This is a genomic window from Vibrio sp. KUL78 (genome assembly GCF_059725505.1).
On sequence record NZ_AP045837.1, the window covers coordinates 1,112,590 to 1,138,829 of the forward strand.

At 46.4% G+C, this 26,240-nt stretch carries 21 protein-coding genes and 3 pseudogenes; 20 read left to right on the top strand and 4 right to left on the bottom strand.

The window, feature by feature from the left end; genetic code table 11:
• Nucleotides 1–107: 107 nt before the first annotated feature.
• From rpsA to pyrF, 5 genes are all read left to right on the top strand, one after another.
• A complete protein-coding gene (rpsA, locus tag AC6I8Y_RS05450; RefSeq protein ID WP_234494116.1) occupies nt 108–1,778 on the top strand; it encodes a 30S ribosomal protein S1 in 1,671 nt (556 codons plus the stop codon).
• Between the two features lie 195 nt (nt 1,779–1,973).
• A complete protein-coding gene (ihfB, locus tag AC6I8Y_RS05455; RefSeq protein ID WP_042474330.1) occupies nt 1,974–2,258 on the top strand; it encodes an integration host factor subunit beta in 285 nt (94 codons plus the stop codon).
• A gap of 218 nt (nt 2,259–2,476) precedes the next feature.
• Complete coding sequence (locus tag AC6I8Y_RS05460) at nt 2,477–2,758, top strand: LapA family protein (protein ID WP_042474333.1); 282 nt, start codon at nt 2,477–2,479, stop codon at nt 2,756–2,758.
• A gap of 31 nt (nt 2,759–2,789) precedes the next feature.
• Entirely contained in the window at nt 2,790–3,959 is a 1,170-nt protein-coding gene (lapB, locus tag AC6I8Y_RS05465) for a lipopolysaccharide assembly protein LapB (RefSeq protein WP_394152712.1), read from the top strand.
• Between the two features lie 77 nt (nt 3,960–4,036).
• Nucleotides 4,037–4,729, top strand: coding sequence for an orotidine-5'-phosphate decarboxylase (gene pyrF / locus AC6I8Y_RS05470; RefSeq protein ID WP_498020997.1), 693 nt, complete (start codon nt 4,037–4,039; stop codon nt 4,727–4,729).
• Between the two features lie 49 nt (nt 4,730–4,778).
• Here pyrF and miaE read toward each other — a convergent pair whose 3' ends face one another.
• Together miaE and AC6I8Y_RS05480 are read right to left on the bottom strand one after the other, a co-directional pair.
• Entirely contained in the window at nt 4,779–5,549 is a 771-nt protein-coding gene (miaE, locus tag AC6I8Y_RS05475; RefSeq protein WP_252014656.1) for a tRNA isopentenyl-2-thiomethyl-A-37 hydroxylase MiaE, read from the bottom strand.
• Nucleotides 5,550–5,606: 57 nt separating this feature from the next.
• Nucleotides 5,607–6,368, bottom strand: coding sequence for a DNA repair protein (locus AC6I8Y_RS05480; RefSeq protein ID WP_498020999.1), 762 nt, complete (start codon nt 6,366–6,368; stop codon nt 5,607–5,609).
• 284 nt (nt 6,369–6,652) lie between these two features.
• Here AC6I8Y_RS05480 and cysB point away from each other — a divergent pair, with 284 nt between their 5' ends.
• Nucleotides 6,653–7,627, top strand: coding sequence for an HTH-type transcriptional regulator CysB (cysB, locus tag AC6I8Y_RS05485; protein ID WP_042474341.1), 975 nt, complete (start codon nt 6,653–6,655; stop codon nt 7,625–7,627).
• Between the two features lie 80 nt (nt 7,628–7,707).
• Nucleotides 7,708–8,916 (top strand): methyltransferase, encoded by a 1,209-nt coding sequence (locus tag AC6I8Y_RS05490; RefSeq protein WP_498021001.1) that lies wholly within the window; start codon nt 7,708–7,710, stop codon nt 8,914–8,916.
• Nucleotides 8,917–8,984: 68 nt separating this feature from the next.
• Here AC6I8Y_RS05490 and ald read toward each other — a convergent pair whose 3' ends face one another.
• Nucleotides 8,985–10,109: an alanine dehydrogenase gene (gene ald, locus AC6I8Y_RS05495; RefSeq protein WP_042474344.1), complete on the bottom strand. Its 1,125-nt coding sequence runs from the start codon at nt 10,107–10,109 to the stop codon at nt 8,985–8,987.
• A gap of 156 nt (nt 10,110–10,265) precedes the next feature.
• Here ald and lrp point away from each other — a divergent pair, with 156 nt between their 5' ends.
• The 7 genes and pseudogenes from lrp (at nt 10,266) to AC6I8Y_RS05530 (ending at nt 17,888) form a co-directional block, all read left to right on the top strand.
• The gene (gene lrp / locus AC6I8Y_RS05500) at nt 10,266–10,760 is read left to right on the top strand and encodes a leucine-responsive transcriptional regulator Lrp (RefSeq protein ID WP_042474348.1); all 495 of its coding nucleotides are present in this window, start codon (nt 10,266–10,268) and stop codon (nt 10,758–10,760) included.
• Nucleotides 10,761–10,920: 160 nt separating this feature from the next.
• Nucleotides 10,921–11,572: pseudogene (locus tag AC6I8Y_RS05505) on the top strand (DNA translocase FtsK 4TM domain-containing protein); the annotation flags it as partial.
• Between the two features lie 440 nt (nt 11,573–12,012).
• Nucleotides 12,013–13,989, top strand: a pseudogene (locus tag AC6I8Y_RS05510) (DNA translocase FtsK); the annotation flags it as partial.
• Nucleotides 13,990–14,023: 34 nt separating this feature from the next.
• A complete protein-coding gene (lolA, locus tag AC6I8Y_RS05515) occupies nt 14,024–14,635 on the top strand; it encodes an outer membrane lipoprotein periplasmic chaperone LolA (RefSeq protein ID WP_498021003.1) in 612 nt (203 codons plus the stop codon).
• A gap of 30 nt (nt 14,636–14,665) precedes the next feature.
• Entirely contained in the window at nt 14,666–16,015 is a 1,350-nt protein-coding gene (locus AC6I8Y_RS05520; RefSeq protein ID WP_234494111.1) for a replication-associated recombination protein A, read from the top strand.
• 103 nt (nt 16,016–16,118) lie between these two features.
• Nucleotides 16,119–17,426, top strand: a complete 1,308-nt coding sequence (serS, locus tag AC6I8Y_RS05525) for a serine--tRNA ligase (protein WP_042474350.1) — start codon at nt 16,119–16,121, stop codon at nt 17,424–17,426.
• A 194-nt stretch (nt 17,427–17,620) separates the two neighbouring features.
• Nucleotides 17,621–17,888: pseudogene (locus tag AC6I8Y_RS05530) on the top strand (DksA/TraR family C4-type zinc finger protein).
• Nucleotides 17,889–17,926: 38 nt separating this feature from the next.
• Here the strand turns inward: AC6I8Y_RS05530 and bioA are convergent.
• On the bottom strand, nt 17,927–19,204 hold the full coding sequence (bioA, locus tag AC6I8Y_RS05535) for an adenosylmethionine--8-amino-7-oxononanoate transaminase (RefSeq protein ID WP_394152724.1): 1,278 nt from the start codon (nt 19,202–19,204) through the stop codon (nt 17,927–17,929).
• Between the two features lie 120 nt (nt 19,205–19,324).
• Here bioA and bioB point away from each other — a divergent pair, with 120 nt between their 5' ends.
• The 6 genes from bioB (at nt 19,325) to glgA (ending at nt 26,228) form a co-directional block, all read left to right on the top strand.
• The gene (gene bioB, locus AC6I8Y_RS05540) at nt 19,325–20,377 is read left to right on the top strand and encodes a biotin synthase BioB (protein WP_042474355.1); all 1,053 of its coding nucleotides are present in this window, start codon (nt 19,325–19,327) and stop codon (nt 20,375–20,377) included.
• Nucleotides 20,361–21,515 carry an 8-amino-7-oxononanoate synthase gene (locus AC6I8Y_RS05545; protein ID WP_498021004.1) on the top strand — a complete coding sequence of 385 codons (1,155 nt, stop codon included), beginning with the start codon at nt 20,361–20,363 and terminating at the stop codon, nt 21,513–21,515. Before bioB ends, AC6I8Y_RS05545 begins: the two co-directional genes overlap by 17 nt.
• Nucleotides 21,516–22,319, top strand: coding sequence for a malonyl-ACP O-methyltransferase BioC (bioC, locus tag AC6I8Y_RS05550; RefSeq protein WP_394152728.1), 804 nt, complete (start codon nt 21,516–21,518; stop codon nt 22,317–22,319).
• A complete protein-coding gene (gene bioD, locus AC6I8Y_RS05555) occupies nt 22,316–22,993 on the top strand; it encodes a dethiobiotin synthase (RefSeq protein WP_394152730.1) in 678 nt (225 codons plus the stop codon). Before bioC ends, bioD begins: the two co-directional genes overlap by 4 nt.
• 558 nt (nt 22,994–23,551) lie before the next feature.
• The gene (gene glgC / locus AC6I8Y_RS05560) at nt 23,552–24,769 is read left to right on the top strand and encodes a glucose-1-phosphate adenylyltransferase (protein WP_394152732.1); all 1,218 of its coding nucleotides are present in this window, start codon (nt 23,552–23,554) and stop codon (nt 24,767–24,769) included.
• A gap of 1 nt (nt 24,770) precedes the next feature.
• The gene (glgA, locus tag AC6I8Y_RS05565; protein WP_498021005.1) at nt 24,771–26,228 is read left to right on the top strand and encodes a glycogen synthase GlgA; all 1,458 of its coding nucleotides are present in this window, start codon (nt 24,771–24,773) and stop codon (nt 26,226–26,228) included.
• Nucleotides 26,229–26,240 lie beyond the last annotated feature (12 nt).

Sequence of the window (26,240 nt, forward strand, 5' to 3'; positions counted from 1 at the left end):
AACGCTTGGTGGGCTTTGAACCGTTGGTCGCAAGGATGATGACCGACTAAATTATCAACCCCATGAGGTAGGATACCCATGGACGTTTACTTATTGAAGATTAAATAATGACTGAATCTTTTGCTCAACTCTTTGAAGAGTTTCTAAACGAAACAGAATTCCAACAAGGCAGCATCGTTAAAGGTACTGTAGTAGCTATCGAGAACGGTTTCGTTCTTGTTGACGCTGGTCTTAAGTCTGAATCTGCTATCCCTGCTGAACAGTTCAAGAACGCTGCTGGCGAACTTGAAGTTGAAATCGGCGCTGAAGTAGACGTTGCTCTAGACGCTGTTGAAGACGGTTTCGGTGAGACTCAACTTTCTCGTGAGAAAGCGAAGCGTCATGAAGCTTGGATCGTTCTTGAGAAAGCTTACGAAGAAGCTGAAACTGTTGTTGGTATCATCAACGGTAAAGTTAAAGGCGGTTTCACTGTTGAACTAAACGGTATCCGTGCTTTCCTTCCTGGTTCTCTTGTTGACGTACGTCCAATCCGTGACACTGCTCACCTAGAAAACAAAGAGCTAGAGTTCAAAGTTATCAAGCTAGACCAGAAGCGTAACAACGTAGTTGTTTCTCGTCGTGCTGTTATCGAATCTGAAAACAGTGTTGAGCGTGACGAACTTCTTGAGACTCTACAAGAAGGTACTGAAGTTAAAGGTATCGTTAAGAACCTTACTGACTACGGTGCATTCGTTGACCTTGGCGGTGTTGATGGTCTTCTACACATCACTGACATGGCGTGGAAGCGCGTTAAGCACCCATCTGAGATCGTTAACGTTGGTGACGAGATCCTAGTTAAAGTTCTTAAGTTCGACCGTGAGCGTACTCGCGTATCACTAGGTCTTAAGCAGCTAGGTGAAGATCCATGGGTAGCAATCGCTAAGCGTTACCCAGAAGGTCACAAGCTAACTGGTCGCGTAACTAACCTAACTGACTACGGCTGCTTCGTTGAAATCGAAGAAGGCGTTGAAGGTCTAGTACACGTTTCTGAAATGGATTGGACTAACAAGAACATCCACCCATCTAAAGTTGTTAATGTTGGCGACGAAGTTGAGGTTATGGTTCTTGATATCGACGAAGAACGTCGTCGTATCTCTCTAGGTCTGAAACAGTGTAAAGCTAACCCATGGCAGTCATTCGCAGAAATGCAAGCTAAGGGCGACAAAGTTACTGGTAAGATCAAGTCTATCACTGACTTTGGTATCTTCATCGGTCTAGAAGGCGGCATCGACGGTCTAGTTCACCTATCTGACATTTCTTGGAATGTTGCTGGTGAAGAAGCAGTTCGAGAGTACAAGAAAGGTGACGAGATCTCTGCAGTTGTTCTAGCTGTAGACGCTGAGCGTGAGCGTATCTCTCTAGGCGTTAAGCAAATGGAAAATGACCCATTCAATGCTTACGTTGCAGACACTAAGAAAGGTGCTCTAGTAAACGGTACTGTTACTGCAGTTGACGCTAAAGGTGCTACTATCGAACTAGAAGAAGGTGTAGAAGGCTACATCCGTGCTTCTGAAGTATCACGTGACCGCGTTGAAGATGCGTCTCTAATCCTAAGCGTTGGCGACAGCGTTGAAGCGAAGTTCACAGGTGTTGACCGTAAGAACCGCGTAATCAACCTATCTGTTAAAGCTAAGGACGAAGCTGAAGAGCAAGAAGCAATGGCTTCACTGAACAAGCAAGAAGAAGGCGCGTTCGGTAATGCTATGGCTGACGCATTCAAAGCTGCTAAAGGCGAATAATTTACGCCATTAGTGAAAAAGGAGCCGTAAGGCTCCTTTTTTTTGTTTTTATCTTTTGGAATTTTGGACTATTATCAATTTATACAGGCAGTTAGTGCACTGTTGATGTAAAATGTTAATAAGCCGCTGTCCGCTGAAGTACGAGACACCGAAGATAGAGACAATAAAGATAAAGAGTAACGAGGGTACCTACCTATGACTAAGTCTGAACTGATAGAAAGACTCTGCGCGGAGCAAACTCACTTATCCGCAAAGGAAATTGAAGATGCGGTAAAAGATATTCTAGAACATATGGCGTCAACACTGGAAGGTGGCGACCGTATTGAGATCCGTGGTTTTGGTAGTTTCTCACTTCACTACCGTGAGCCTCGTGTTGGTCGCAATCCAAAAACGGGCGATAAGGTTGAGTTGGATGGAAAGTACGTTCCTCACTTCAAGCCTGGTAAAGAATTGCGCGAGAGAGTGAACGAAAGTCTGTAGATACTCTTATCTGAATGAAACGGCATACTTTTTTAGTGTGCCGTTTTGCGTTTGAGTAGCAGGTAGCAGGAAGTTGATTACAACTCAGGCGAAGTGCTTTGAGGTTAGTCTAGATACTCTAAAATTGTCATGGTTTCTCAAGATTATTGCCAGAGACCATGGTGCGCAGAGGCAAATTCCTGCATAATCGACCTATCCAATAACTATGGCAAGAGCATATGAAAATCATAAAAATAATCCTACTCATCGCTTTATTCCTGGTGACGTTGGCACTAGGCTCTCAAAACCAAGAAGTAGTAAACTTTAATTACCTTCTTGCGCAAGGCGATTTCCATCTATCAACGTTGCTTGGCAGTGTTTTTGTTGTCGGCTTCGTCATTGCTTGGTTAATATTCGGCAGTTTGCACCTAAAATCTCAATTGACCGTACGTAAGCTGAAAAAACAGTTGGCTAAGCAAACACCAACTGAATCAAAAGAAGTCACAACGACTAACAGCTAACAAGAGAAAAGGATTAAGGTCTATATAATCAATGCTTGAGCTACTATTCTTGCTTTTGCCAATTGCTGCAGCCTATGGATGGTACATGGGCCAGCGAAGCGTAAAGCATGATCGACAAGAGCAATCGCATCAGATTTCTCGTCAGTACATGACGGGCCTTAACCTATTGCTTTCAGACCAATCAGATAAAGCGGTTGATCATTTCATCGAGCTTCTTCAAGTCGATGATGAAACGATTGATACCCACCTTGCACTCGGTAACTTGTTCCGGTCTCGTGGCGAAGTTGACCGAGCCATCCGCATCCACCAAAACCTCATTTCGCGCTCTGGTTTGACAATCGATCAGAAGAACTTAGCTTTGCAGCAGCTCGCAAAGGACTATATGGTCTCTGGCTTTTTAGACCGAGCGGAAAAAATCTTTGTCCAACTCGTTGATGAACCTGAGCACAGAGAAGCCGCTCTGACTCAGCTATTAGCTATCTATCAACAGACGAGTGAATGGAACAAAGCCATTGAAGTCGCGAACGCTCTATTGAAAATGGGAAAGAAGCGCATCAAAAACAGCATTGCGCATTTTTGGTGTGAGCTCGCCATGATCGAGAAAGCGGACGGTAATACCAATAAAGCCGTGCAGCACTTCAAGAAAGCATTGTCTGTCGACCCTCGATGTACTAGAGCAAGTATTTCCCTGGGCAAACTCTGTCTTGAAGACGAAGATTACGCGAAAACGGTGACCTACTTAGAGTCGGTGTTGGAACAAGATAAAGACTTCATTAGTGAAGTGCTACCAACCCTAGCCGAGTGTTATCATCATTTGGGTCAAGAGCAGGGGTTGGTTGAGTTTCTTAAAGCGAGTATAGAGAAAGGTGCGGGTGTATCAGCAGAGCTCATGCTGGCACAGCTTGTCGCACAACACGAGGGTACAGAGGCCGCTCAGGCGCTACTCACGAGGCAGTTAGTCCGAAGCCCGACAATGAAGGGCTTTTACCGCCTGATGGATTATCATTTGGCCAATGCCGAAGAGGGGCGAGCTAAAGACAGTTTGACCACACTTCAGTCTCTAGTGGGCGAGCAACTTAAAACTAAGCCGCATTATCGATGCCGTAAATGTGGTTTTTCGACCCATTCACTATATTGGCATTGTCCTTCATGCAAAGGATGGGGTACGATCAAGCCCATTCGAGGACTAGACGGAGAGTAATGGTCTCTGTCCGCAAAGAATTCTAATGCAGCACTTTTAGTGCTGCTTTTTTTAAGCAAAACGAGGAGCGAAAATGATTGACCAAAAAAGTGATTGTTGCACTGGACTATGATAACCAAGCCGATGCATTAGCTTTTGTCGATAGAATTGACCCAAGCTCTTGCCGACTAAAAGTGGGCAAAGAGATGTTCACACTATTTGGTCCTGAGTTCGTTCGAGAACTACACAAACGTGGTTTCTCTGTGTTTCTAGATCTAAAGTTTCACGATATCCCGAACACATGTTCAAAAGCAGTTCGCGCAGCGGCAGAGATGGGTGTTTGGATGGTAAACGTACACGCAGGTGGCGGTGAACGTATGATGACTGCGTCTCGCGAGATCCTTGAGCCTTACGGTAAAGATCGTCCACTACTAATCGGTGTGACCGTTTTAACCAGTATGGAACAATCAGACCTAGCGGGTATTGGTATTGATGTCGCGCCACAAGAGCAGGTACTGCGTCTTGCGAACCTGACGAAAAACTCAGGTCTAGATGGTGTTGTTTGTTCTGCTCAAGAGTCGAGCATGTTAAAAGCGGATCTTGGTCAAGAGTTTAAGTTGGTAACTCCGGGTATTCGTCCGGCGGGTGCAGCGGTTGGTGACCAAAAACGTATTATGACACCAGATATGGCAATCAAAGCGGGCTCCGATTACCTTGTTATTGGTCGTCCAATCACTCAAGCGGCTGATCCTGCTCAAGTGTTGGCAGACATTAATGCGTCGCTGAACTAAGCCTTCTTTGATGTAGAAAGCCAGTGTTTTTAGACACTGGCTTTTTTGATCATGCTGGTATCCCGCTATGGAACTTAAAGTCGTCATCTCGTGAAGAGATTAACTCTGCTTCAACTTTTCCGAAAAACGCCACTCGCTCGCTGATATCGCCTCCCGCAACTTGCTCCGCGAGAGTGAGGTAGTCTTGATAGTGACGCGCCTCAGAGCGCAGCAGTGAGACGTAGAACTTAGAGATATCATCGTCCATAAAAGGCGCCAGTTTTGCGAAACGCTCACATGAGCGCGCTTCGATGTAGGCGCCGATAATGAGTTTATCTATAAGTGTGTTGGGCTCGTAGGTTTTCATATGAGAAAGTAACCCTTTCGCATAGCGTCCTGCGGGGATAGGTTCGTACGGAACGCCTTTCTTTTCCATAATCTCAAGGACTTGATAAAAATGGTGCAGTTCTTCTTTGATCAAAAGAACCATCTTATCGATCAGATCTTGGCTGTACGGTGAGTCTGACTTAGCAATGATCGATTTCGAGATGTTGCTTTTACCTTTCAGGCTATCCATGTTACCAATGCGACGGTACGCAAAATTTTCATAAGGCGTAAACCACTCAAAGAGCGTAGATGCGCTCTCTTTATCTACGGCGTACTTGCGAATCAAATACATGGCGGATTGACCCGCTTTAAGCTCACACAATAAGTGGTCGATAAGAATCACGGGTAGGTTTTCTGGACGTTTGGCTTCTTCAACCCACTCATCAGGGGTTGAACACTGAAGAAAGCTGTTGATAGGCGCTAAGATAGCGTCGATTTGAGACTGACTGATCATGAGGTTTGTTTTCATTTTGCTAATTAAAAAAGGCCGCTACTGCGACCCTTGAAAATTTTACCACTTTTTCTTTTCGCCAAACAGGGCATTGATATCGTCATCCCGCTCACTGTTTGCTTGCTGCTGTTTCTCTTCCGCCTTCGCTTGACGAGAATTTTGCAGCTTGTCGAGCATTTCGGTCAGTTTCTCTTTGGCTTGTATCGAGTAGTTGTCATTTTTAGAACTTAACGCATCAATACCTTTCTTCAGAAGCTGTGCTGCTGTGCCCGGCTGTCCTTTTGCCATCGAGTCATGGGCGCGTTTTACGACGTTCTCGATATTGATTCGGATCTGGATAGTCTCTAATCGAGCGTTCTCAACCATGTATGACTGAGTATCCATGCGACCTTTGTTATGTTCGGTACGAACGGTATCACGCAGGCGTTTAACCAGTTTCAACATGATGATCGCTTGTTTGTCGCTGGTAGGGACCTTAAATGACGTCGCTTCGTTGCCTTCGTAGTTCTCTTGAAGCTGCTGAATCTGTGTCTTTGCCGCTTCGACGCGTTGGGCTAGGTGCTTATTTTTAGGGTCGAGTTCATGCATGTTTACGACCGAATCAAAGATACGATTGTGCAGGCATAGCATGAGTTCTTTACTGTACGGCAAGTAACTTGCTCCGCTGATCAGCTCTTCCGTTGCGTCGATCAATGCGACATAACGAGCAGACTCTTGGCGCCTTGTTGCTTCAGCTTTGAGCTTGTATTGCAGCATAATGTTGTAGCCCAAGATAAGGACCAACAGAAGTGCTACAAGCGCAATAATTAAACCGATATTCATAACGTTTTGTATCTACAATGAGTTTCCCTACAATTCGATGAATCAGGATACACCAAAGGTAACGGTATCAACACTGCAAAGTTGTTGAATTGGTCATTATCTAATTAAATTGGGACATCTTTCTCTATTGGAGTGAGAGGTTGAGCAATTCCTGCGCGAAAAAACTGTTAATCTTTCTAGGAATTCGTTATAACTAATAATTATATGCTTGTGTTGGGCTCTTGGGTAAGACACCAGTTGCGTTATGAGCTTAGCGAGATTTAAACAAGGATGATTAGAAGCAGATGAAGTTACAGCAGTTAAAATACATTGTCGAAGTAGTGAACCACAATCTAAATGTGTCGGCCACTGCTGAAAGCCTCTACACGTCTCAACCTGGTATTAGTAAGCAAGTGCGTTTACTGGAAGATGAGTTGGGCATCCAAATTTTCGAGCGAAGCGGGAAACATCTTACGCAGGTTACTTCTGCCGGGGAAGACATTGTTCGCATCTCCCAAGAGATCTTATCACGTGTCGAAAGCATTAAGGCGGTTGCTGGTGAGCATACTCATCCTGAGATGGGCACGCTAAATATCTCAACAACGCATACCCAAGCCCGTTATGCCTTGCCAGAGGTTATTAAAGGCTTTACTGCTCGTTATCCAAAAGTGTCGCTGCACATGCACCAAGGCACACCGTCGCAGATGTCTGAGGCGATTGCCAAGGGGACGGCGAACTTTGCGATTGCAACCGAGGCGCTGCACTTGTACCAAGACGCCATCATGCTGCCTTGTTATCACTGGAACCGCTCTATTGTCGTGCCAAAAGATCACCCGCTGGCGCGCAAGGCAGAGGTTACGATAGAAGACCTAGCCGCGTATTCTTTGGTTACCTACGTCTTCGGCTTTACAGGTCGTTCAGAATTGGATACGGCCTTTAATAAGGTTGGGTTGACGCCAAAAGTGGTCTTCACGGCGACAGATGCGGATGTCATCAAAACCTATGTTCGTATGGGCATTGGTGTGGGTGTCATTGCTAGTATGGCGATGGATGATGCTCAAGACACGGACCTTGTTGCTATTGATGCAAGCCACATCTTTGGTGCGAGTACAACCAGCATTGGTTTCAGAAAGGGAACCTTCTTGCGCTCTTACATGTATGACTTCATGGAACGTTTCGCACCGCATTTAACCAGGCCAGTCGTCGAACAAGCTATTTCTTTGAAATCGAATGTAGAAATAGAAGAAATGTTCAAGGACATCGACCTCCCAGTACGCTAGTACAAATTGCTTTCGTTATCGCATACTTCCTTCTAGAATCGGGGCGAGCCATTACACGCACCATTAATTAGGGGGAAGGTATGCGTCAGCAGTTTGCGCATCTCACATCATTCTTATGTCAGTATCAGGGGTACTGGCGCCACGATCCCTTCCTTCAAGTCACCTCCGGTGAGATCTCGTGGTCCGCGCTTGATCTAAAATTGGAGCAGTGGATACAACAGCTTTCTTCAAAGCAAACACTTGAATACAAATCTTCGCTTGAGCTTTGCCTCAAAGAACTTGAGTGCTTTTTCCCTGGTTTAGAGGCTACTCACCAATCCATTACTTTGATGCCGTTAAAGTCAGGCGATGATTTAGAGTTACCGCGAGGTCTTGATGCGGGTATACCGGGTCGTAAGCTCACCCAAATACAACAGATGACCAAAGCGTGTCTTCATGGTCATCAGGGCAGTGAGTGGCTTGAGTGGTGCTCGGGAAAGGGCTTTTTAGGCAGGCTACTTTCGTCTCAATCTAATCAACATGTAACTAGTTTCGAATTTCAGCATTCATTGTGTGAATCTGGACAGCGCGACGCCGATAAGCTTGGCTTGCCCATGGAATTTGTACAAGGTGACGCCTTTGATGAAGCCGCTGCCGAAGTATTTAATGATAAGCAACATGCTGTTGCGCTTCACGCATGTGGGGACCTACACGTTACCTTAATCGAGCACACCGTTGAACAGCAGCTTCCAGCGGTCACATTATCACCGTGTTGTTATCACTTGGTGAGAGGGGAGCATTACTCTCCATTATCCGATGAAGGAAAGCAGGCGGGGCTTGAACTCAGCAAGCAAGAACTAAGGATCCCACTTCAGGAAACGGTGACGGGTGGCGAGCGTGTAAAACGTCATCGAGAGCAAGAAATGAGTTATCGATTGGGGTTTGACGCTCTGTGTAAAGAGCTCGGACTTTCAGTTGAGTACTTGCCTGTCCCAAGTATCAAAAAATCGCAGTTAGCGTCTGGATTCAAAGCCTTTTGTTTGTGGGCGGGCGAGAAGAAGTCTTTCACTATTCCTGAGGTGGATTTCGAGAGATTTGAAAAGATAGGTGAGGAGAGGTTTTGGGTTATGGAGGCATTGAGTCTGGTGCAAGGTGTCTTCAGAAGACCGCTCGAGGTTTGGCTCGCTATGGATAAAGCACTCTATCTAGAGTCAAAAGGCTATCAGGTTACTCTATCAACGTTTTGCGAGGTGGAAACCACCCCAAGGAACATACTGATCCATGCGGCTAGAAGCAATAACCAGAAGTAGCAGCCTGAAATAACAGCTAACAAAAAACGGGCCTAGAGCCCGTTTTTTAGTATGAATGTTCGATTGAACTAGTTAAACATAGCGATAGCTGTCGCTGGTTCAACGTACTCAAGATCGAAGCTTTCAGCCACTTCTTTACACGTCACCTTACCGTGGATAACGTTCAGACCATCCAAGAAGCCTTTATCTTCAGTCAGAGCTTGTTGGTAGCCTTTGTTCGCTAGCTTGATAATATAAGGTAGCGTCGCATTGTTTAGTGCAAATGTTGAAGTGCGAGCAACCGCACCTGGCATGTTGGCAACACAGTAGTGAACCACATCATCAACAATGTAGGTTGGTTCTGCGTGCGTTGTCGCGTGAGACGTTTCGAAGCAACCGCCTTGGTCGATGGCAACGTCAACCACTGCAGCACCTGGCTTCATCTTAGCAATATGCTCTTTCGTCACTAGTTTAGGTGCAGCAGCACCTGGGACTAAAACAGCACCAATAACAAGATCTGCTTCTAGAACATGCTTCTCAAGTGCATCTTCTGTAGAATAAACGACTTTTGCGCGACCCTGGAATTCTTCGTCCAAAACGCGTAATGTATCAATATTGCGGTCGAGGATTGTGACGTCTGCACGCATACCAACAGCCATGCGAGCAGCGTTAGAGCCAACTACACCGCCACCAACGACGACGACTTTCGCCGGTTCAACACCAGGTACACCACCTAGTAGTAGACCGCGTCCACCATTGGACTTTTCGAGTGTTTGTGCACCAGCCTGTATAGACATTCGCCCAGCGACCTCTGACATTGGTGCTAGTAGTGGCAAACGACCCATATTATCTGTTACAGTCTCATAGGCAATGCAGACAGCTTTGCTTTTGATTAGCTCTTCAGTTTGTGGAAAATCTGGTGCTAGATGGAGATACGTGAATAAAATTTGTCCTTCACGTAGCATAGCACGCTCGACAGCTTGGGGTTCTTTGACCTTTACAATCATCTCTGCTTTCGCGAAGACGTCTGCAGCGGTAGGAAGAATGGATGCGCCTACAGCGATGTAATCATCGTCTGAAAAACCGATACCTGTGCCAGCGTTAGTTTCAACGTAAACTTCATGGCCGTGTGAGATTAACTCTCTAACGCTTGCCGGGACCATACCAACACGGTACTCATGGTTTTTGATCTCTTTAGGTACGCCAATTATCATCCTGACTCCTCATTATAATGTGGTTGTATTAACTGTTTGTAGGGTGTTATTGTCGAATTAATATCTAGTATAGAAGCTAATGAACAAAATTTGATACTGTATATTACAGAGTTGTAGTATATTTTTTTGCAAGGAAGTAACAAGGTGGAATAAAAAATGGCAGACAACTATAAGAAGCCGTCCAAGGAACTAGACCGTATTGATCGCAACATCCTCAATGAGTTGCAAAAAGATGGTCGTATTTCAAACGTCGAACTCTCGAAACGCGTAGGGCTATCGCCTACACCGTGTCTAGAGCGTGTGCGTCGTTTGGAGAGACAGGGTTATATTACGGGCTACACCGCACTCTTAAATCCGCAGTACTTAGATGCTTCGCTACTTGTATTCGTTGAGATTACATTGAACCGTGGAGCGCCAGATGTATTTGAACAGTTCAATACAGCGGTACAAAAGCTAGACGACATTCAAGAATGTCACCTTGTATCAGGTGATTTCGACTATCTTTTGAAAACAAGGGTGTCGGATATGAGTGCGTATCGTAAACTCTTAGGGGATACTTTGCTTCGTCTTCCAGGTGTGAATGACACACGTACCTATGTGGTAATGGAAGAAGTGAAGCAAACCAACCAGCTTGTGATTAAAACGCGCTAGAGACGGCGCTTCCAAGTCTGACAAGAAGTTGACTAAAGTTATGATAAAGCATGCTTTATTCTCCAGTCAGATTGGGTTTTAATCCTCATTGTGGTTAAATCAATGAATACACCGAGCGGCTTATGCCGCTCGGACTGTTTTCAATAAATAGATGTTGGTTATGTTCAAACAGGACAAAAAAAGAGTCGAAACAATTATAAAGACGAGCGAAGAGCCTCACGCAAATCGCCTAAATGGATTTCAACGGCTAAGAGAGTGTTGTTTCATCTTAGCTGTGCTTACCTCTATTCTTTTGGCTGTCGCCTTATTTACCTTTAGCCCTGCGGACCCATCTTGGTCACAAACATCTTGGGGCGGCGACATCCAAAACGCTGGTGGCTTGGTTGGAGCCTGGCTAGCAGATACCCTATTTTTTGTTTTTGGCTCTTTGGCATACCCAATTCCTTTTATTACTGCCTTTAGCGCTTGGGTGTTCTTTCGCAATCGCGATGAAGATGATCAGATCGATTTGATGATCTGGGGCACGCGTCTGCTTGGGCTAACGGTTCTTATTCTTACCAGTTGCGGTCTCGCCGATATCAACTTTGATGACATTTGGTATTTCTCGTCAGGCGGTGTGATTGGTGACGTGTTAACGAGTTTGTCTTTACCTACGCTCAACGTTCTTGGCACGACCTTAGTTCTGCTATTTCTCTGGGGAGCGGGTTTCACTTTGCTCACCGGTATTTCGTGGTTACGTATCGTTGAGTGGATCGGTGATAGTGTTCTGTCATTGAGTGCTGCGATCGTCAATAAGGTTCGAGGCACTAAAGAAGAGGTCTATGAGCCTGTTCTAGTGGATCAAGAAGCGGATGATGCAGACGAACTGCCGCGCTTTAGCGCAGACAGTGTAGTAGAAGACACACAGCCTAAAGCTAAGAAGCAGTACAATATTCATGTGCCTGAGTCAGTGCCAGGCGCTTCAGTCGCAGAACATTCAGTTGAAGACCATTCATTTGAAAATAATGATGCGTACGATCCTTTGTTTGCGCGACCAGATGAAGAAGCAACCCCTTCGGCTACTCAACATGTTGAGGAAGCGCCACAGCAGGCACCAACACAGACGGAAGTCGAACCGGTCACTCCAGCTTCTATACAGCCACAAAAAACAGTGCAACCTGAAGAGCCTCAAATTGAGCGCACCCGTCAGCTTGGTGCGACGATTGAAGAGCTTGAAAATGCGGCTCGCTTTAGCGATGACTATGCAAATCAGGAAAGTGAACCCGAAGTGCCAGTTACCACAGGTACGGCCAGGATGGCTGCGACAACACCTGCAACTGCGATGACTGCGAGCGAAGAGCCAGTTATCGCCCCCACTTTTGCCGAGCCAACATTTAGCGCTGAGCCAGAGCCGATTAACAGCGTAGAACCAGCCACTTTTGCTGCAGAAAGCACGCCAGAGCGACCACAGCAGAAAGTACAGCAGAAAGTTGAGGTGTTTGAAGAGGTTGAGGACATAACTCCTCCTTGGATAGACAATAGCGAATTAGAGGTTGAACCTGAAACCACTCATATTGAACCGACCGTAGATTTCGCAGCGCTGGAAGCCGATGCTGACAACGATGCGGTAGAAACGCCAGCACCTGTTGATCAGGATGTTGAAGCGTTCCAAAACATGGTTGCGGACGCTCAAAAAGCACAAGTAGCGAAGATGAATCCGTTCTTGGTACAGCAAGAGGCGAACCTGCCAAAACCTGCAGAGCCAATGCCAACCCTAGAGCTGCTTTATCACCCAGAGAAACGTGAGAACTTTATCGACCGTGAAGCACTGGAAAACATCGCGCGATTGGTTGAATCTAAGTTAGCGGACTACAAGATCAAAGCGGAAGTGGTGGACATTTTCCCTGGCCCTGTTATTACTCGTTTCGAACTTGACCTTGCGCCAGGTGTTAAAGTGAGTCGAATCTCAGGTCTATCTATGGATCTCGCACGTTCACTCTCTGCAATGGCAGTTCGTGTCGTAGAAGTTATCCCAGGTAAGCCATATGTGGGTCTAGAGCTGCCAAATATGACCCGTCAGACGGTATTCTTCTCTGATGTGGTTGGCAGCCAAGCGTTCATCGATTCAAAATCACCAACAACGGTTGTGCTAGGTCAGGATATTGCCGGTGAAGCGGTGGTCGCGGATCTATCGAAAATGCCGCACGTGCTGGTTGCTGGTACAACAGGTTCTGGTAAGTCGGTTGGCGTTAACGTCATGATCTTGAGTATGCTTTACAAAGCAACACCTGACGACGTGCGCTTTATCATGATCGACCCGAAAATGTTGGAACTCTCCATCTACGAAGGTATTCCTCATCTGTTGTCGGAAGTCGTTACTGACATGAAAGATGCCTCGAACGCACTTCGTTGGTGTGTGGGTGAGATGGAGCGTCGTTACAAGCTAATGTCAGCACTTGGTGTTCGTAATATCAAAGGCTTCAACGACAAGCTGAAGATGGCTGCAGAAGCGGGACATCCTATTCACGATCCTCTATGGCAAGAGGGCGACAGTATGGATCCAGAACCGCCATTACTTGAGAAACTGCCATACATTGTTGTGGTGGTTGATGAGTTTGCCGACTTGATGATGGTAGTTGGTAAGAAGGTCGAAGAGCTGATTGCTCGCTTGGCGCAAAAAGCACGTGCTGCGGGTATTCACTTGATCCTAGCAACTCAACGTCCATCGGTTGATGTAATCACAGGTCTGATTAAAGCGAACATCCCAACGCGTGTGGCGTTCACCGTTTCGACCAAGACAGACTCGCGCACCATTCTTGACCAAGGCGGTGCTGAGTCACTACTGGGTATGGGTGATATGTTGTATCTCCCTCCAGGCTCGAGTCATACCATTCGTGTACACGGTGCGTTTGCGTCTGATGATGACGTGCATGCTGTTGTGAATAACTGGAAAGCGCGCGGCAAGCCAAACTATATTGAAGAAATTACCAATGGTGAGCAGTCTCCAGAGACATTGCTACCAGGTGAAAAGATGGAAGGCGATGAAGAAATGGACCCATTGTTCGATCAAGTTGTCGAACATGTAGTGCAGTCTCGCCGTGGCTCGGTTTCTGGAGTTCAGCGTCGATTCAAAATTGGATATAACCGCGCAGCTCGCATTGTCGAGCAGCTAGAAGCACAAGGTATTGTGAGTGCCCCTGGTCACAATGGTAACCGCGAAGTACTGGCACCCGCGCCACCAAAAGAATAATTTCGATTCGCCTTAAGAGGTAAGAGGAAATCAAATGAAGAAATGGGTTAATGCAGCGATGTTAACTGTAACAGCAATGAGTTTTTCAGCTCTTGCAACGCCGCAACAGGAGTTGAGTGAGAGGCTTCAACTAAATGATGGCTTTAGCGCTACTTTTACTCAGGAAGTGACCAGCCCAGATGGGGATGTGGTGATGGAAGGAGAAGGCAATGTTGAGATCTCACGCCCAAGCATGTTTCGCTGGGTGACAACCTTGCCAGATGAAAATGTCTTAGTCTCGGATGGGCAAAATCTATGGTATTACAGCCCGTTCATCGAGCAGGTGAGTATCTACAACCAAGATCAAGCCACCGAGCAGACGCCATTTGTTTTGCTGACGCGTAATCGTGCCAGTGATTGGGACAACTACAGCGTGAACCAAAAAGGCGATGTCTTCACATTGGTCCCAACAGCCGTAGACTCAACCCAAGGTCAGTTTCAAATTAAAATCGATAGCAAAGGCATCGTTCACGGCTTCAATGTGATTGAGCAAGACGGTCAAAAGGGCACCTTTGTGTTCGATAACATTAAAGTCGGCAAACCCGCTTCAGACCGATTTACGTTTGTCATTCCTGATGGTGTTGAGATCGATGACCAGCGCAACTAAGTCGTTAACAAGTGTCGTTAGGACGTTATTGTGAGTAATTTCAGTTTTGACTTTTCAGGGGACGAAGATTTTCGTCCCCTTGCTGCTAGAATGCGCCCAGAAACGGTTGAACAGTACATTGGTCAGCAACATATTCTAGGCGTGGGTAAACCTTTAAGACGGGCGTTAGAGGCAGGGCAACTGCATTCAATGATCTTATGGGGACCGCCTGGTACGGGTAAGACGACCTTGGCAGAAGTCGCCGCGAATTATGCGAACGCTGAAGTCGAAAGGGTGTCCGCGGTTACCTCTGGCGTTAAAGAAATCCGTGCTGCGATAGAGCGTGCTCGCGAAAACAAGCTTGCGGGTAAGCGCACAATTCTGTTTGTCGATGAGGTGCATCGCTTTAACAAAAGCCAGCAAGATGCCTTCTTACCACACATTGAGGATGGAACGGTTACCTTTATTGGTGCGACGACAGAGAACCCTTCGTTTGAACTAAACAACGCCCTTCTTTCTCGCGCAAGGGTGTATAAACTTACTTCTCTCGATACCTCAGATATTCTGCTTGTCCTTGAACAAGCTAAAAACGATGAACAGCGAGGCTTAGGTGGTGTCGCTGCGACCTTCCATGACAATGTCCTCGAGCGTCTTGCTGAGTTGGTCAATGGCGATGCAAGGATGTCGTTGAACTACCTTGAACTGCTCTACGACATGGCAGAAGAAAACGAGGCTGGTGAGAAAGACATTACGTTGCCGTTACTTGCTGAAGTCGCGGGAGAGAAAGTTAATCGCTTCGATAACAAAGGTGACATTTGGTACGACCTAATTTCTGCGGTTCACAAGTCGATTCGTGGCTCAAACCCTGATGCAGCATTGTATTGGTCAGCACGAATGATAGCAGCAGGCTGCGACCCTTTGTATATCGCGAGGCGGTTATTGGCGATAGCGTCAGAAGATGTCGGCAATGCGGATCCAAGAGCAATGCAAGTTGCGTTATCCGCATGGGACTGTTTCACTCGAGTGGGTCCTGCCGAAGGTGAGCGCGCTATCGCACAAGCGATTGTCTACCTTGCGTGTGCACCAAAGAGCAATGCAGTTTACACGGCGTGGAAGCAAGCACTGCGAGATGCCCATAATCTTCCAGAGTATGAAGTACCGCCTCATTTGAGAAACGCCCCTACGTCCCTGATGAAAGATATGGGGTACGGCGCTGAGTATCGCTATGCCCATGATGAGCCGGGAGCGTACGCGGCCGGAGAGCGTTATCTGCCACCCGAAATGACAGGAACTCGCTACTACGAGCCGACAAATCGCGGGCTCGAAACCAAAATTGGCGAAAAGTTAGATTATCTGGCGGATTTAGACGCAAAAAGCCCACAAAAGCGCTATGAAAAGTAGTGGCTTTTCGTTATCTTTACTCGGTTAACAAATCAATATCTGCAACTGATTGGAAATTAATCAGTTGCAGAGCTATTCACAACTAAAAAGCATAGGATTGGCAATGCTGGATTCTAAATTACTTCGTACAGAGCTGGATGAAACAGCTGAAAAACTAGCGCGTCGTGGCTTTAAGCTAGACGTAGAAACTATCGGTAAACTTGAAGAGCAACGTAAGTCGATTCAAGTAGAAGTTGAGAATTTACAATCCACGCGTAACTCCATTTCTAAGCAGATCGGTCAGAAGATGGCTGCAGGCGACAAAGAAGGCGCTGAAGAGATCAAAAAGCAGATCGGTACCCTAGGTAGCGATCTTGAAGCGAAGAAAGAAGAGCTAACCGCGGTAATGGCTCAACTTGAAGACATCACGCTTTCTGTTCCAAACCTTCCTGCGGATGATGTACCACAAGGTAAAGATGAGAACGACAACGTAGAAATTTCTCGTTGGGGCGAGCCTAAAACTTATGACTTCGAGGTTAAGGACCATGTTGACCTTGGTGAAATGGGCGACGGTCTAGATTTCGCTAGCGCGACTAAGATCACGGGTGCGCGTTTCATCGTTATGAAAGGTCAGTTCGCTCGTCTACACCGTGCGATCGCACAGTTCATGCTTGATCTTCACACTGAAGAGCACGGCTATACTGAGCTGTACGTACCTTACCTAGTTAACTCTGACAGCCTATTTGGTACAGGTCAGCTACCTAAGTTCGGTAAAGATCTATTCCACACAGAGCCACTGACAGAAAAAGCAAGCGATGAAGAGCCACGTAAACTGTCTCTTATCCCTACAGCTGAAGTGCCGGTGACTAACCTTGTTCGTGACACTATCTCTGAAGAGGCAGACCTGCCACTTAAGATGACGGCTCACACACCATGTTTCCGTTCAGAAGCGGGTTCTTACGGTCGTGATACTCGCGGTCTTATCCGTATGCACCAGTTTGATAAGGTTGAGCTTGTTCAGATCACTAAGCCAGAAGATTCAATGGACGCACTAGAAGAACTAACAGGTCATGCTGAGAAAGTTCTTCAGTTGCTAGAGCTTCCATACCGCAAAGTCGTACTTTGTACTGGTGACATGGGCTTCGGTGCTCGTAAGACTTACGACCTTGAGGTCTGGGTTCCAGCACAAGAGACATACCGTGAGATCTCTTCTTGCTCAAACATGTGGGATTTCCAAGCTCGTCGTATGCAAGCACGTTTCCGTCGTAAAGGCGAGAAGAAGCCAGAGCTTGTTCACACGCTAAACGGTTCTGGTCTTGCAGTGGGTCGTACTATGGTAGCTATTCTTGAGAACAATCAAGAAGCTGACGGTCGTATCGCAATTCCAACAGCACTTCAGAAGTACATGGGTGGCGCAACACACATCGGCTAATGATTGCTGCTAACGGTTCTAAAAGCTCGGCGATGCCGAGCTTTTTTTGTTTTGAGCATCTTGTTATGTAGATTATTACGGATTGGTAATAGTCTTTCTGTTTTTTGTGTGATTATCAAACTCACCTAAATGCCTATAATTTGTCCTCTACCGCGGAGAGTATTTGTTTCTCAACATAATGAGGAGGGGATGTAATGGCAGTAGGTTGGGCAAATGACGATAGTGTCAGCCAGCAGATTCAAAATACGATTGAAGATGAAATCTCTAGGGTTCGAAGCCTATCAATGCAGGGGGGTGAGCGCCGAGTTTTGTGATGAATGTGACGAGCCCATTCCACTTGCTCGGAGAACCGCTATCAGGGGCGTTAGACTCTGTGTTGAGTGCCAGTCGAGTCATGAACATGAAAGCCAGCGCTTAGCGCTATTCAATCGTCGTGGCAGCAAAGACAGTCAGCTTCGATAAGTGTAAAAAAGCGGTTGCATCAGCAACCGCTTTTCACATCAACTAAAGCAGCTTTCATTATCCAGAGCCGTCTCAATAGCCCTAATCAGCTTCTCAATATGTTCGGGCTGGCTGATATACGGCGGCATCATGTAGATGAGCTTGCCAAACGGGCGGATCCAAACCCCTTGTTCGACAAAGTGCTTTTGGATGATTTCCATGTTGACCGCGGTATGCGTTTCTACCACACCGATTGCGCCTAACCAGCGCACATCTTTCACGTTGGAAAAGCGGGTTAACTTAGGAAGGAGCTCTGAAAATAGCGACTCTATGCTTGTTACCTGTGCCTGCCAATCACCAGTCGCCACAATATCCAAACTGGCACTTGCAACGGCACAGGCTAGTGGATTACCCATAAAGGTTGGTCCATGCATAAAACAACCCGCCTCGCCACCACAAACAGTATCTGCGACGTGCTTGCTGGTTAATGTTGCCGACAATGTCATGTAGCCACCTGTTAAGGCTTTGCCAACGCACATGATATCAGGCTGAACTTGTGCATGTTCACTAGCAAATAGCTTGCCGGTGCGACCAAAACCTGTAGCGATTTCATCAAGAATAAGTAGTACCCCGTATTGGTCACACAGCTCTCTGACGCGCTTTAGAAAAGTCGGGTGGTATAGACGCATTCCTCCTGCGCCTTGGACGATCGGTTCGAGGATGACGGCAGCAACCTCTGAATGATGGGCTGCAATCTTATTTTTGAAGTCATCGATGTCACTTTCATTCCACTCATCCCAAAACCCAACCTTTGGTGATGCCGCGAAGATATGCTCTGGCAAAAAGCCCTTGTAAAGACTGTGCATCGAGTTATTTGGGTCAGTCACTGACATTGCCGCAAAGGTATCGCCATGATAGCCGTGGCTCAGCGTTAGAAACTTAGGTCGACGCTCCCCACGAGCATGCCAGTATTGCAGCGCCATTTTTAACGAGACTTCAACCGCCACTGAGCCTGAATCGGCGAGAAAAATATGTTCCATATTGCTTGGCGCTAACTCAAGCAGCTTTTTGCTCACATCAATCGCTGGCTGGTGGGTGATGCCACCGAACATGACATGAGACATTTTTTCACTCTGAGATTGGAGCGCCTCGTTCAGCTTAGGGTGGTTGTACCCATGGATGGTCGACCACCATGATGACATGCCATCTACCAGCTCTGAGCCGTTTTCGAGCGTAAGGTGGACACCTTTTGCAGAGACTACAGGGTAGCAGCTAAGCGGGTTGAGAGTAGAAGTGTAGGGATGCCAAATGTGGTTTCGGTCGAAATCTAAATCCATGAAATACAGTCGCTCAAAAATTAAACAAGTGTAAACTTGTGCTTGTGGTCGGTGTTGACAGTGTATCGCTTGTCGGTACACTAGCCAAGACCAAAAACAATGAGAGCAAAGGAATTAACTGTGGAAGTACGACACGATTGGACGCATGCCGAAGTGCAAGAGCTGATGAACAAGCCTTTTATGGATCTATTGTTCGAGGCGCAAACCGTACACCGCCAACATCAGCAAACCAACCATGTTCAAGTTAGCACACTGTTATCTATCAAGACGGGTGCCTGCCCTGAAGATTGTAAGTACTGTCCACAAAGTGCGCGCTACAAAACGGACGTTGAAGCAGAGCGTCTGATGGAAGTCGAGCGCGTTCTAGATGCGGCTCAGAAAGCCAAGAATGCAGGTTCAACACGTTTTTGTATGGGTGCGGCGTGGAAGAATCCAAAAGAGCGCGATATGCCTTTGCTAACAGACATGATTAAGGGTGTAAAAGAGATGGGGCTAGAAACCTGCATGACGCTAGGTATGCTAACGCCTGAGCAAGCAACACACCTTGCCGATGCGGGTCTTGATTACTACAACCACAACCTCGATACCTCTCCAGAGTTCTACGGCAATATCATTACCACTCGCACTTACCAAGATAGACTGGATACATTGAGCCATGTTCGTGATGCAGGCATGAAAATCTGCTCCGGTGGCATTATCGGTATGGGTGAAAGTGCCAATGACCGGGCTGGCTTGTTGATGGAGCTTGCTAACCTTCCGGTTCAGCCTGAGAGTGTGCCTATCAATATGCTTGTCAAAGTTAAAGGCACACCACTAGAAGAAGTCGATGATGTTGAGCCTTTTGATTTTATCCGCCTAATTGCCATCGCTCGAATCATGATGCCTAAATCTGCGGTGCGACTGTCTGCCGGACGCGAGAATATGAACGAACAAATGCAGGCGCTGTGTTTCATGGCCGGTGCTAACTCAGTGTTCTATGGCTGCAAGCTTCTCACCACACCTAACCCGGATGAAGATAAAGATCTTCAGCTGTTTAAGAAACTCGGCATCAACCGAGAAGAAACCTCGCAAAAACCGGATGAGGTGCATGAAAACGATCTTCTAGATCAGGTGGTAAGCCGAGTGGCAGCGCGCCCGACGAAAGACGATATGTTTTATGACGCTAGCGTTTAACAAACGAATCCGCCAAGCACTCGATGATAGAAAGCAGAGCGATCTTTTTCGCTCTGTGCTGGCGTTGGAAGGGGGAAATCAACCGGTTTTCCAAAACAATAGTCAGCGTTTTCATAACTTCTCTTCCAATGATTACCTTGGTTTGGCATCGAGTGATGAGCTTAAATCCAGCTACCAGCGAGCGGTCAGTGAGTTTGGAGTAGGTAGTGGAGCGTCTCCTTTAGTGACGGGTTACTCTAACCAACACCACAGCTTAGAGTTAGCTCTGACGGAGTGGCTTGGCTATGAGGGAGCCCTGTTTTTCTCTTCAGGGTTTGCGGCCAATCAAGCCGCTGTCTTCGCGCTGCTCAAAAAGGGTGACTTACTGATTCAAGACAGGCTGAACCATGCATCACTGATGGAAGCAGGAGCGCTTTGTGATGCTGACATGAAGCGCTACCGCCACTGCGATAATGACCACCTTGCAACTCTATTGCAAACGGACAAGCCGAAGATGGTGGTTACTGAGAGTGTGTTTAGTATGGATGGCGATATTGCCGATCTAGACACTTTTATTTCTGCGTGCCAACAAGCGGGTGCTCTATCGATGATCGATGATGCGCATGGAATTGGTGTGATCGGTGAGCAGGGAAATGGTGCACTAGGCAGCACGGCTCAGCGCGCGGATATTCTTGTGGTAACGTTTGGAAAAGCGTTTGGACTCAATGGGGCTGCTATCTTGTGCTCTAACGAGATGAAAGAGTATCTCACCCAATTTGCCCGCCACTATGTCTACTCGACTGCGTTCTCTGCGGCTCACGCAGTGGCAATAACGAAAGCGATCGAGATGATTCAAACCCAACATTGGCGCCGAGAAAAGCTCTGCGAGTTGGGCGCTGTGTATGATGAAATGCTGCAGAGTGCTCCTGGTTATATCTCAACTCAAACACCGATAAAACCGTGGCTTGTGGGTGGTGAGGAGCAAGTGCTTAGGTTGTGCAATGTGTTGAAACAAGACCAGGTTTGGACGACAGCCATTCGCCCACCTACGGTACCTAAAGGATCGGCGCGATTGCGAATTACATTATCCGCGGCACATGACATTGAGGCTGTAGAGCAGCTAGCCACCAGTTTAAAACGACATTCGGAGGGATGCTAAATGTCTGAGGTATTAGCAAATCTTACGGATCATCAGACCAATAAGGTAGCAATCTCAGAATCGTTTGGCCGGGCTGCAAAACAGTACGACCAACATGCTGAGCTGCAGCGCCGAGTCGCAGACCGTTTATTGGCGTTATTAGCCAGTGATTTAAAAGGCTATCGCATTCTCGATTTAGGTTGCGGTACGGGTTATTGTTCGCAAGTCCTATTAGAGCGGGGAGCCAAGGTGGTTTGCGCTGACTTATCGAGCGAGATGCTCAGTGTAGCGAAAAGTCGCTGTGGTAGTGAAAACGTCAGCTATCAAGTCGCAGATGCTGAGGCTCTTCCATTTGAAAACAGTACGTTTGATATTGTGATATCGAGCTTAGCGCTGCAGTGGTGCAATGACTTAGCCGTGCCGCTTAGCGAAATGAAGCGCGTGACAAAACCCGGCGGTAGAGTGCATTTTTCTACCCTGCTCGATGGCTCATTGGAGGAGCTAAAGCGGTCGTGGAGCAAAATTGATGCATATCAACATGTCAACGACTTTACCTCGCTCAATCAGGTAAAAATTGCGTTAGCGCAATCTGAGTGCATCAACCATCAACTAGACTTGCCGAAAATAGTTATGTGGTATGAGACTGCTTTTGGTTTGATGAAAGACCTAAAAGGAATTGGTGCGACTCATGTAGAAGGTCGTTCCAAAGGGTGTACCAGCCGACGCTCATTGAAGAAGCTCGAGCTGGAATACAAGAGGTACGAAAACCAGAACGGCTTACTACCAGCCAGTTATCAAATTTGTTTAGGGTCAGTTGCATTATGATGAAAGCACTATTTATTGCAGGTACGGATACTGAAGTTGGGAAAACCGTTGTATCAAAAGCGATATTAAGTGCTGTTGGTGCACAAGGAAAAAAGACTATAGGTTATAAGCCTGTAGCTGCAGGCAGTGAGAAAACTACCGAAGGTTGGCGTAACTCGGACGCATTGCATTTGCAAGCAGCAGCAAACCAAGAAGTTGAATATGATCTCGTTAACCCGTATGCGTTATCTTTGCCTGCGTCACCTCATATCGCGGCAATAGCGGATAACGTTGAGGTCAAATACGACGTTCTCTCGAATTTACTTGAGCAACACAAACAGAACAGTGATTTTGTGTTGGTCGAAGGCGCAGGTGGTTGGCGAGTACCAGTATCAAAAGATGATTGCCTTTCTACTTGGGTGAAACAAGAAAAGTTACCTGTCGTTCTCGTCGTGGGTATTAAGCTTGGTTGTTTGAGTCATGCGATGTTGACGGCCGAAGCGATTAAGGCAGATGGTCTTGAGCTTGTTGGTTGGGTAGCTAACCGCGTCAATCCGGGCGTCGAGCATTACGCTGAGATCATCGAAATGCTGGAAGGCGCGATAGACGCTCCAAAGCTTGGTGAGGTGCCTTACGTCCCAGGCTGCAAGAAACGAGACCTAGGCAAGTACATTAACCTTGATGTAATTAGTTAACCCTTTCGTAACACAAAACACGTCAAATTAAAAAAGCCTCTTGTGGTGAATTATCGCGCAAGAGGCTTTTTGTTTTTCTCTCATACAGAATTTATGAACTCCGGTTGCATTTTTAACCAAATGAAACACTTTTTGTTCCAAATAACTGGTCGTATCACTTTACGTGTCTGATTTACTTCGAGTTTTATGAATTCTGTCAGTTTGGTGAATTTAATGTTAACTATATGTGTTGAATGGGTAATCTCGGTATGGCATTCTGTGATCAACAACACGAGTTTAAATGCAATTGGGTTCAATGCTTAATATTGAGTGATCATGCATTGTAATCTCGCTTCAAAACGATAATTTAGAGAAAAACCATACGAAAGTTATGGAACATTTGAGGCTGAAAAATAAACAAAATAGAGCCTCTCAAACGACTTATATACAAGATTCAACGTTTGAATGTTCGGTGTAGTTATCGACATTGTCATCCGTTAATAACGAAGCTAGATACCCCCCAATAAATACATTTAGTGTCTAGCAACATGGAAAGCTGTAATAAAAACGGAGTAATCAATGGCTGGTGTTTTAGGAATGATCCTTGCTGGAGGCGAAGGTTCTCGCCTACGTCCTCTTACGGAATCTCGCAGTAAGCCTGCAGTCCCTTTTGGAGGAAGCTATCGCCTTATAGATTTCGCACTTAATAATTTTATTAATGCGGACTTGATGCGAATTTACGTTCTTACCCAATTTAAATCTCAATCCCTGTATCAGCATATGCGCAAAGGTTGGAACCTGACGGGCATCACTGACCGATTTATTGACCCAATCCCAGCTCAGATGCGCGACGGTAAACGTTGGTATGAAGGCACCGCTGATGCTATCTACCAAAACGTTCGCTTTGTCGAACTTGCTAACCCTGAGCATGTTTGTATCTTTGGTTCTGACCATATCTACAAGATGGATATCCGTCAGATGTTAGACTTCCACAAACGTAGTGAGGCGAAACTTACGGTTTCTGCGCTGCGTATGCCGTTGGAAGAAGCATCAGAGTTTGGTGTTATCGAGGTCGATGAAGCCGGTAAAATGATTGGTTTTGAAGAGAAACCAGAGAACCCGAAATCGATTCCTGGTCACCCTGACATGGCGCTTGTGTCTATGGGTAACTACATCTTTGAAGCAGAAAGCTTATGCAAAGAGCTCCGTCTTGATGCTGAGAATGAAAACTCTAGCCACGATTTTGGTAAAGACATTATTCCTAAGATGTTCCCTGAAGGTGGCGTTTATGTTTATGATTTCTCTACCAATAAAATCAGCGGCGAAAAGGATACAACGTACTGGCGTGATGTAGGTACTATCGACTCGTACTGGGCGGCTCATATGGATCTGCTTCATGAAGACCCAGAGTTCTCACTGTACAACCGAAAATGGCCACTGCATACGTATTACCCACCGTTGCCACCTGCCACCTTTGTGGATGCTGAGCACGAAAAGATCAAAGTTACCGATAGCTTAATTGCTGGTGGTAGTTACGTACGTGGTTCGTCAATCTTCAAATCAGTACTAGGATTCAGAAGTAACATTGCTGCTGGTTCTATTGTGAGTGAATCTGTTATTCTAGGTGACGTTAAGATTGGTGCAGGCTGTACAATCAAGCGCGCAATCATTGACAAGAATGTTGAAATTGCCCCTGGAACTGTGATCGGTGAAGATCTAGAACTCGACGCGAAGCGTTTCCATGTGTCTCCAGGTGGCATCGTTGTCATCAAAAAAGGGACAAAAGTTGGATTCTAGAATGAGAAACATAGACGTATGGTTTCCAGTTTCAGAAGTTCAGGGACTTATTAAAAGTGGAGGCTTGGCAGATGTTGCCAAGGCTCTGCCGAAAGCTCTGCAAGAACTTGGCAAGGACGTAGCCATCACTCTGCCAGGCTACCAAAAACTACCAAACAAGGATCAGTATGAGTTCGTGCTAGCCACTGAGCTAGAGCATTGGCCTCATACACCTTATCAAGTCAAGAAAACCCATCTCGATGGTGTCGAAGTCTACGTCATTGAATGTGACCGTTACTTTGACCGTCCAGAACTGTATGCAGAACACAATCGAGCGTACGCTGATAATGGCGAGCGTTTTGGATTTTTCGCAGCAGCCAGTCTGGATGTGTTACCAAAGCTAGGCATTAAGCCTGCAATTATTCATGCGAATGATTGGCACACAGGTCTTATCCCATTCTTACTTAAGACTCGTTACGCTGAAGATGAGCGTTTTCATGGTACTAAGTCAGTACTGACAGTACACAACGCGATTTTCAAAGGGATTTTCTCTTACAGTCAGTTAGAGATTATTCCTGAGCTTCATCTCTCTGGAATGGAGTTTCTACAGTACGGTGATGGCTGGGTAAGTACATTGCGAGCGGGTATCGCTTTTGCAGATAAGATCAACGCAGTGAGCCCTAACTATGCCGCTGAGCTGGTGACACCGTTAGGCTCGCATGGCTTGGTTGATGATTTCGTTCATCGCGCCAAAGATCTCCATGGCATCGTTAATGGATGCGATTACTCAGAGTGGAACCCAAGCCACGATGAGTATTTGCCTAAGCATTACAGTGATGACCTAGAGAGCATGCTAGCGGGTAAGCTCGCATCGAAAACAGCGCTACAAAAAGAGCTCGGCCTGCCAGAGCGTGAAGTGCCGATGATTGGCATGGTTTGTCGCTTGACGCACCAAAAAGGTTTTCACTACATCCTTCCTATTTTGGATAAGTTCCTAAAAAATGACGTTCAAGTCGTCATTATTGGTACGGGTGAGCCACAAATTGCTTCTCATCTTAATGACCTAGCGGAAGAGTTTTCAGATAAGTTGGCGTTTGTAGAAGCTTACAGCAATCGCTTTGCTCATTTGGTAGAAGCAGGGTCAGACTTCTTCCTAATGCCTTCTGAGTTTGAAGCGTGTGGGTTGAACCAGATTTATAGTATGGCTTATGGTACGTTGCCAATCGTACGTAAAGTCGGCGGTTTGAAAGACACGGTTATTGATTTTGATGATGACCCTAACAATGCCACTGGTTTTGGTTTTGTTGAGCCTTGCCATGATGCTTTGTTAATTGTCCTGCAACGCGCACTGCTATTCTATCTGCAACACCCTGAGCAGATGCATGAAATGCAGCTTCGCTCAATGCGAAAAGACTTCAGTTGGACTGAGTCAGCCAAAGAGTACGTCAAGATGTACGACCTGGCGCTCGAGGCAAACTAGAGCAAAAACTGA

What these genes read in the sequence shown, in the direction of transcription:
- AC6I8Y_RS05480 (WP_498020999.1), bottom strand. Translation starts at nt 6,368, where the DNA reads ATGAATATCGGTTTAATTATTGCGCTTGTAGCACTTCTGTTGGTCCTT.
- serS (WP_042474350.1), top strand. Translation starts at nt 16,119, where the DNA reads ATGCTGGATTCTAAATTACTTCGTACAGAGCTGGATGAAACAGCTGAA.
- bioA (WP_394152724.1), bottom strand. Translation starts at nt 19,204, where the DNA reads ATGGATTTAGATTTCGACCGAAACCACATTTGGCATCCCTACACTTCT.
- glgC (WP_394152732.1), top strand. Translation starts at nt 23,552, where the DNA reads ATGGCTGGTGTTTTAGGAATGATCCTTGCTGGAGGCGAAGGTTCTCGC.
- bioD (WP_394152730.1), top strand. Translation starts at nt 22,316, where the DNA reads ATGATGAAAGCACTATTTATTGCAGGTACGGATACTGAAGTTGGGAAA.
- bioC (WP_394152728.1), top strand. Translation starts at nt 21,516, where the DNA reads ATGTCTGAGGTATTAGCAAATCTTACGGATCATCAGACCAATAAGGTA.
- AC6I8Y_RS05460 (WP_042474333.1), top strand. Translation starts at nt 2,477, where the DNA reads ATGAAAATCATAAAAATAATCCTACTCATCGCTTTATTCCTGGTGACG.
- lrp (WP_042474348.1), top strand. Translation starts at nt 10,266, where the DNA reads ATGGCAGACAACTATAAGAAGCCGTCCAAGGAACTAGACCGTATTGAT.
- lapB (WP_394152712.1), top strand. Translation starts at nt 2,790, where the DNA reads ATGCTTGAGCTACTATTCTTGCTTTTGCCAATTGCTGCAGCCTATGGA.
- lolA (WP_498021003.1), top strand. Translation starts at nt 14,024, where the DNA reads ATGAAGAAATGGGTTAATGCAGCGATGTTAACTGTAACAGCAATGAGT.
- ihfB (WP_042474330.1), top strand. Translation starts at nt 1,974, where the DNA reads ATGACTAAGTCTGAACTGATAGAAAGACTCTGCGCGGAGCAAACTCAC.
- AC6I8Y_RS05490 (WP_498021001.1), top strand. Translation starts at nt 7,708, where the DNA reads ATGCGTCAGCAGTTTGCGCATCTCACATCATTCTTATGTCAGTATCAG.
- AC6I8Y_RS05545 (WP_498021004.1), top strand. Translation starts at nt 20,361, where the DNA reads ATGACGCTAGCGTTTAACAAACGAATCCGCCAAGCACTCGATGATAGA.
- miaE (WP_252014656.1), bottom strand. Translation starts at nt 5,549, where the DNA reads ATGATCAGTCAGTCTCAAATCGACGCTATCTTAGCGCCTATCAACAGC.
- rpsA (WP_234494116.1), top strand. Translation starts at nt 108, where the DNA reads ATGACTGAATCTTTTGCTCAACTCTTTGAAGAGTTTCTAAACGAAACA.
- glgA (WP_498021005.1), top strand. Translation starts at nt 24,771, where the DNA reads ATGAGAAACATAGACGTATGGTTTCCAGTTTCAGAAGTTCAGGGACTT.
- cysB (WP_042474341.1), top strand. Translation starts at nt 6,653, where the DNA reads ATGAAGTTACAGCAGTTAAAATACATTGTCGAAGTAGTGAACCACAAT.
- ald (WP_042474344.1), bottom strand. Translation starts at nt 10,109, where the DNA reads ATGATAATTGGCGTACCTAAAGAGATCAAAAACCATGAGTACCGTGTT.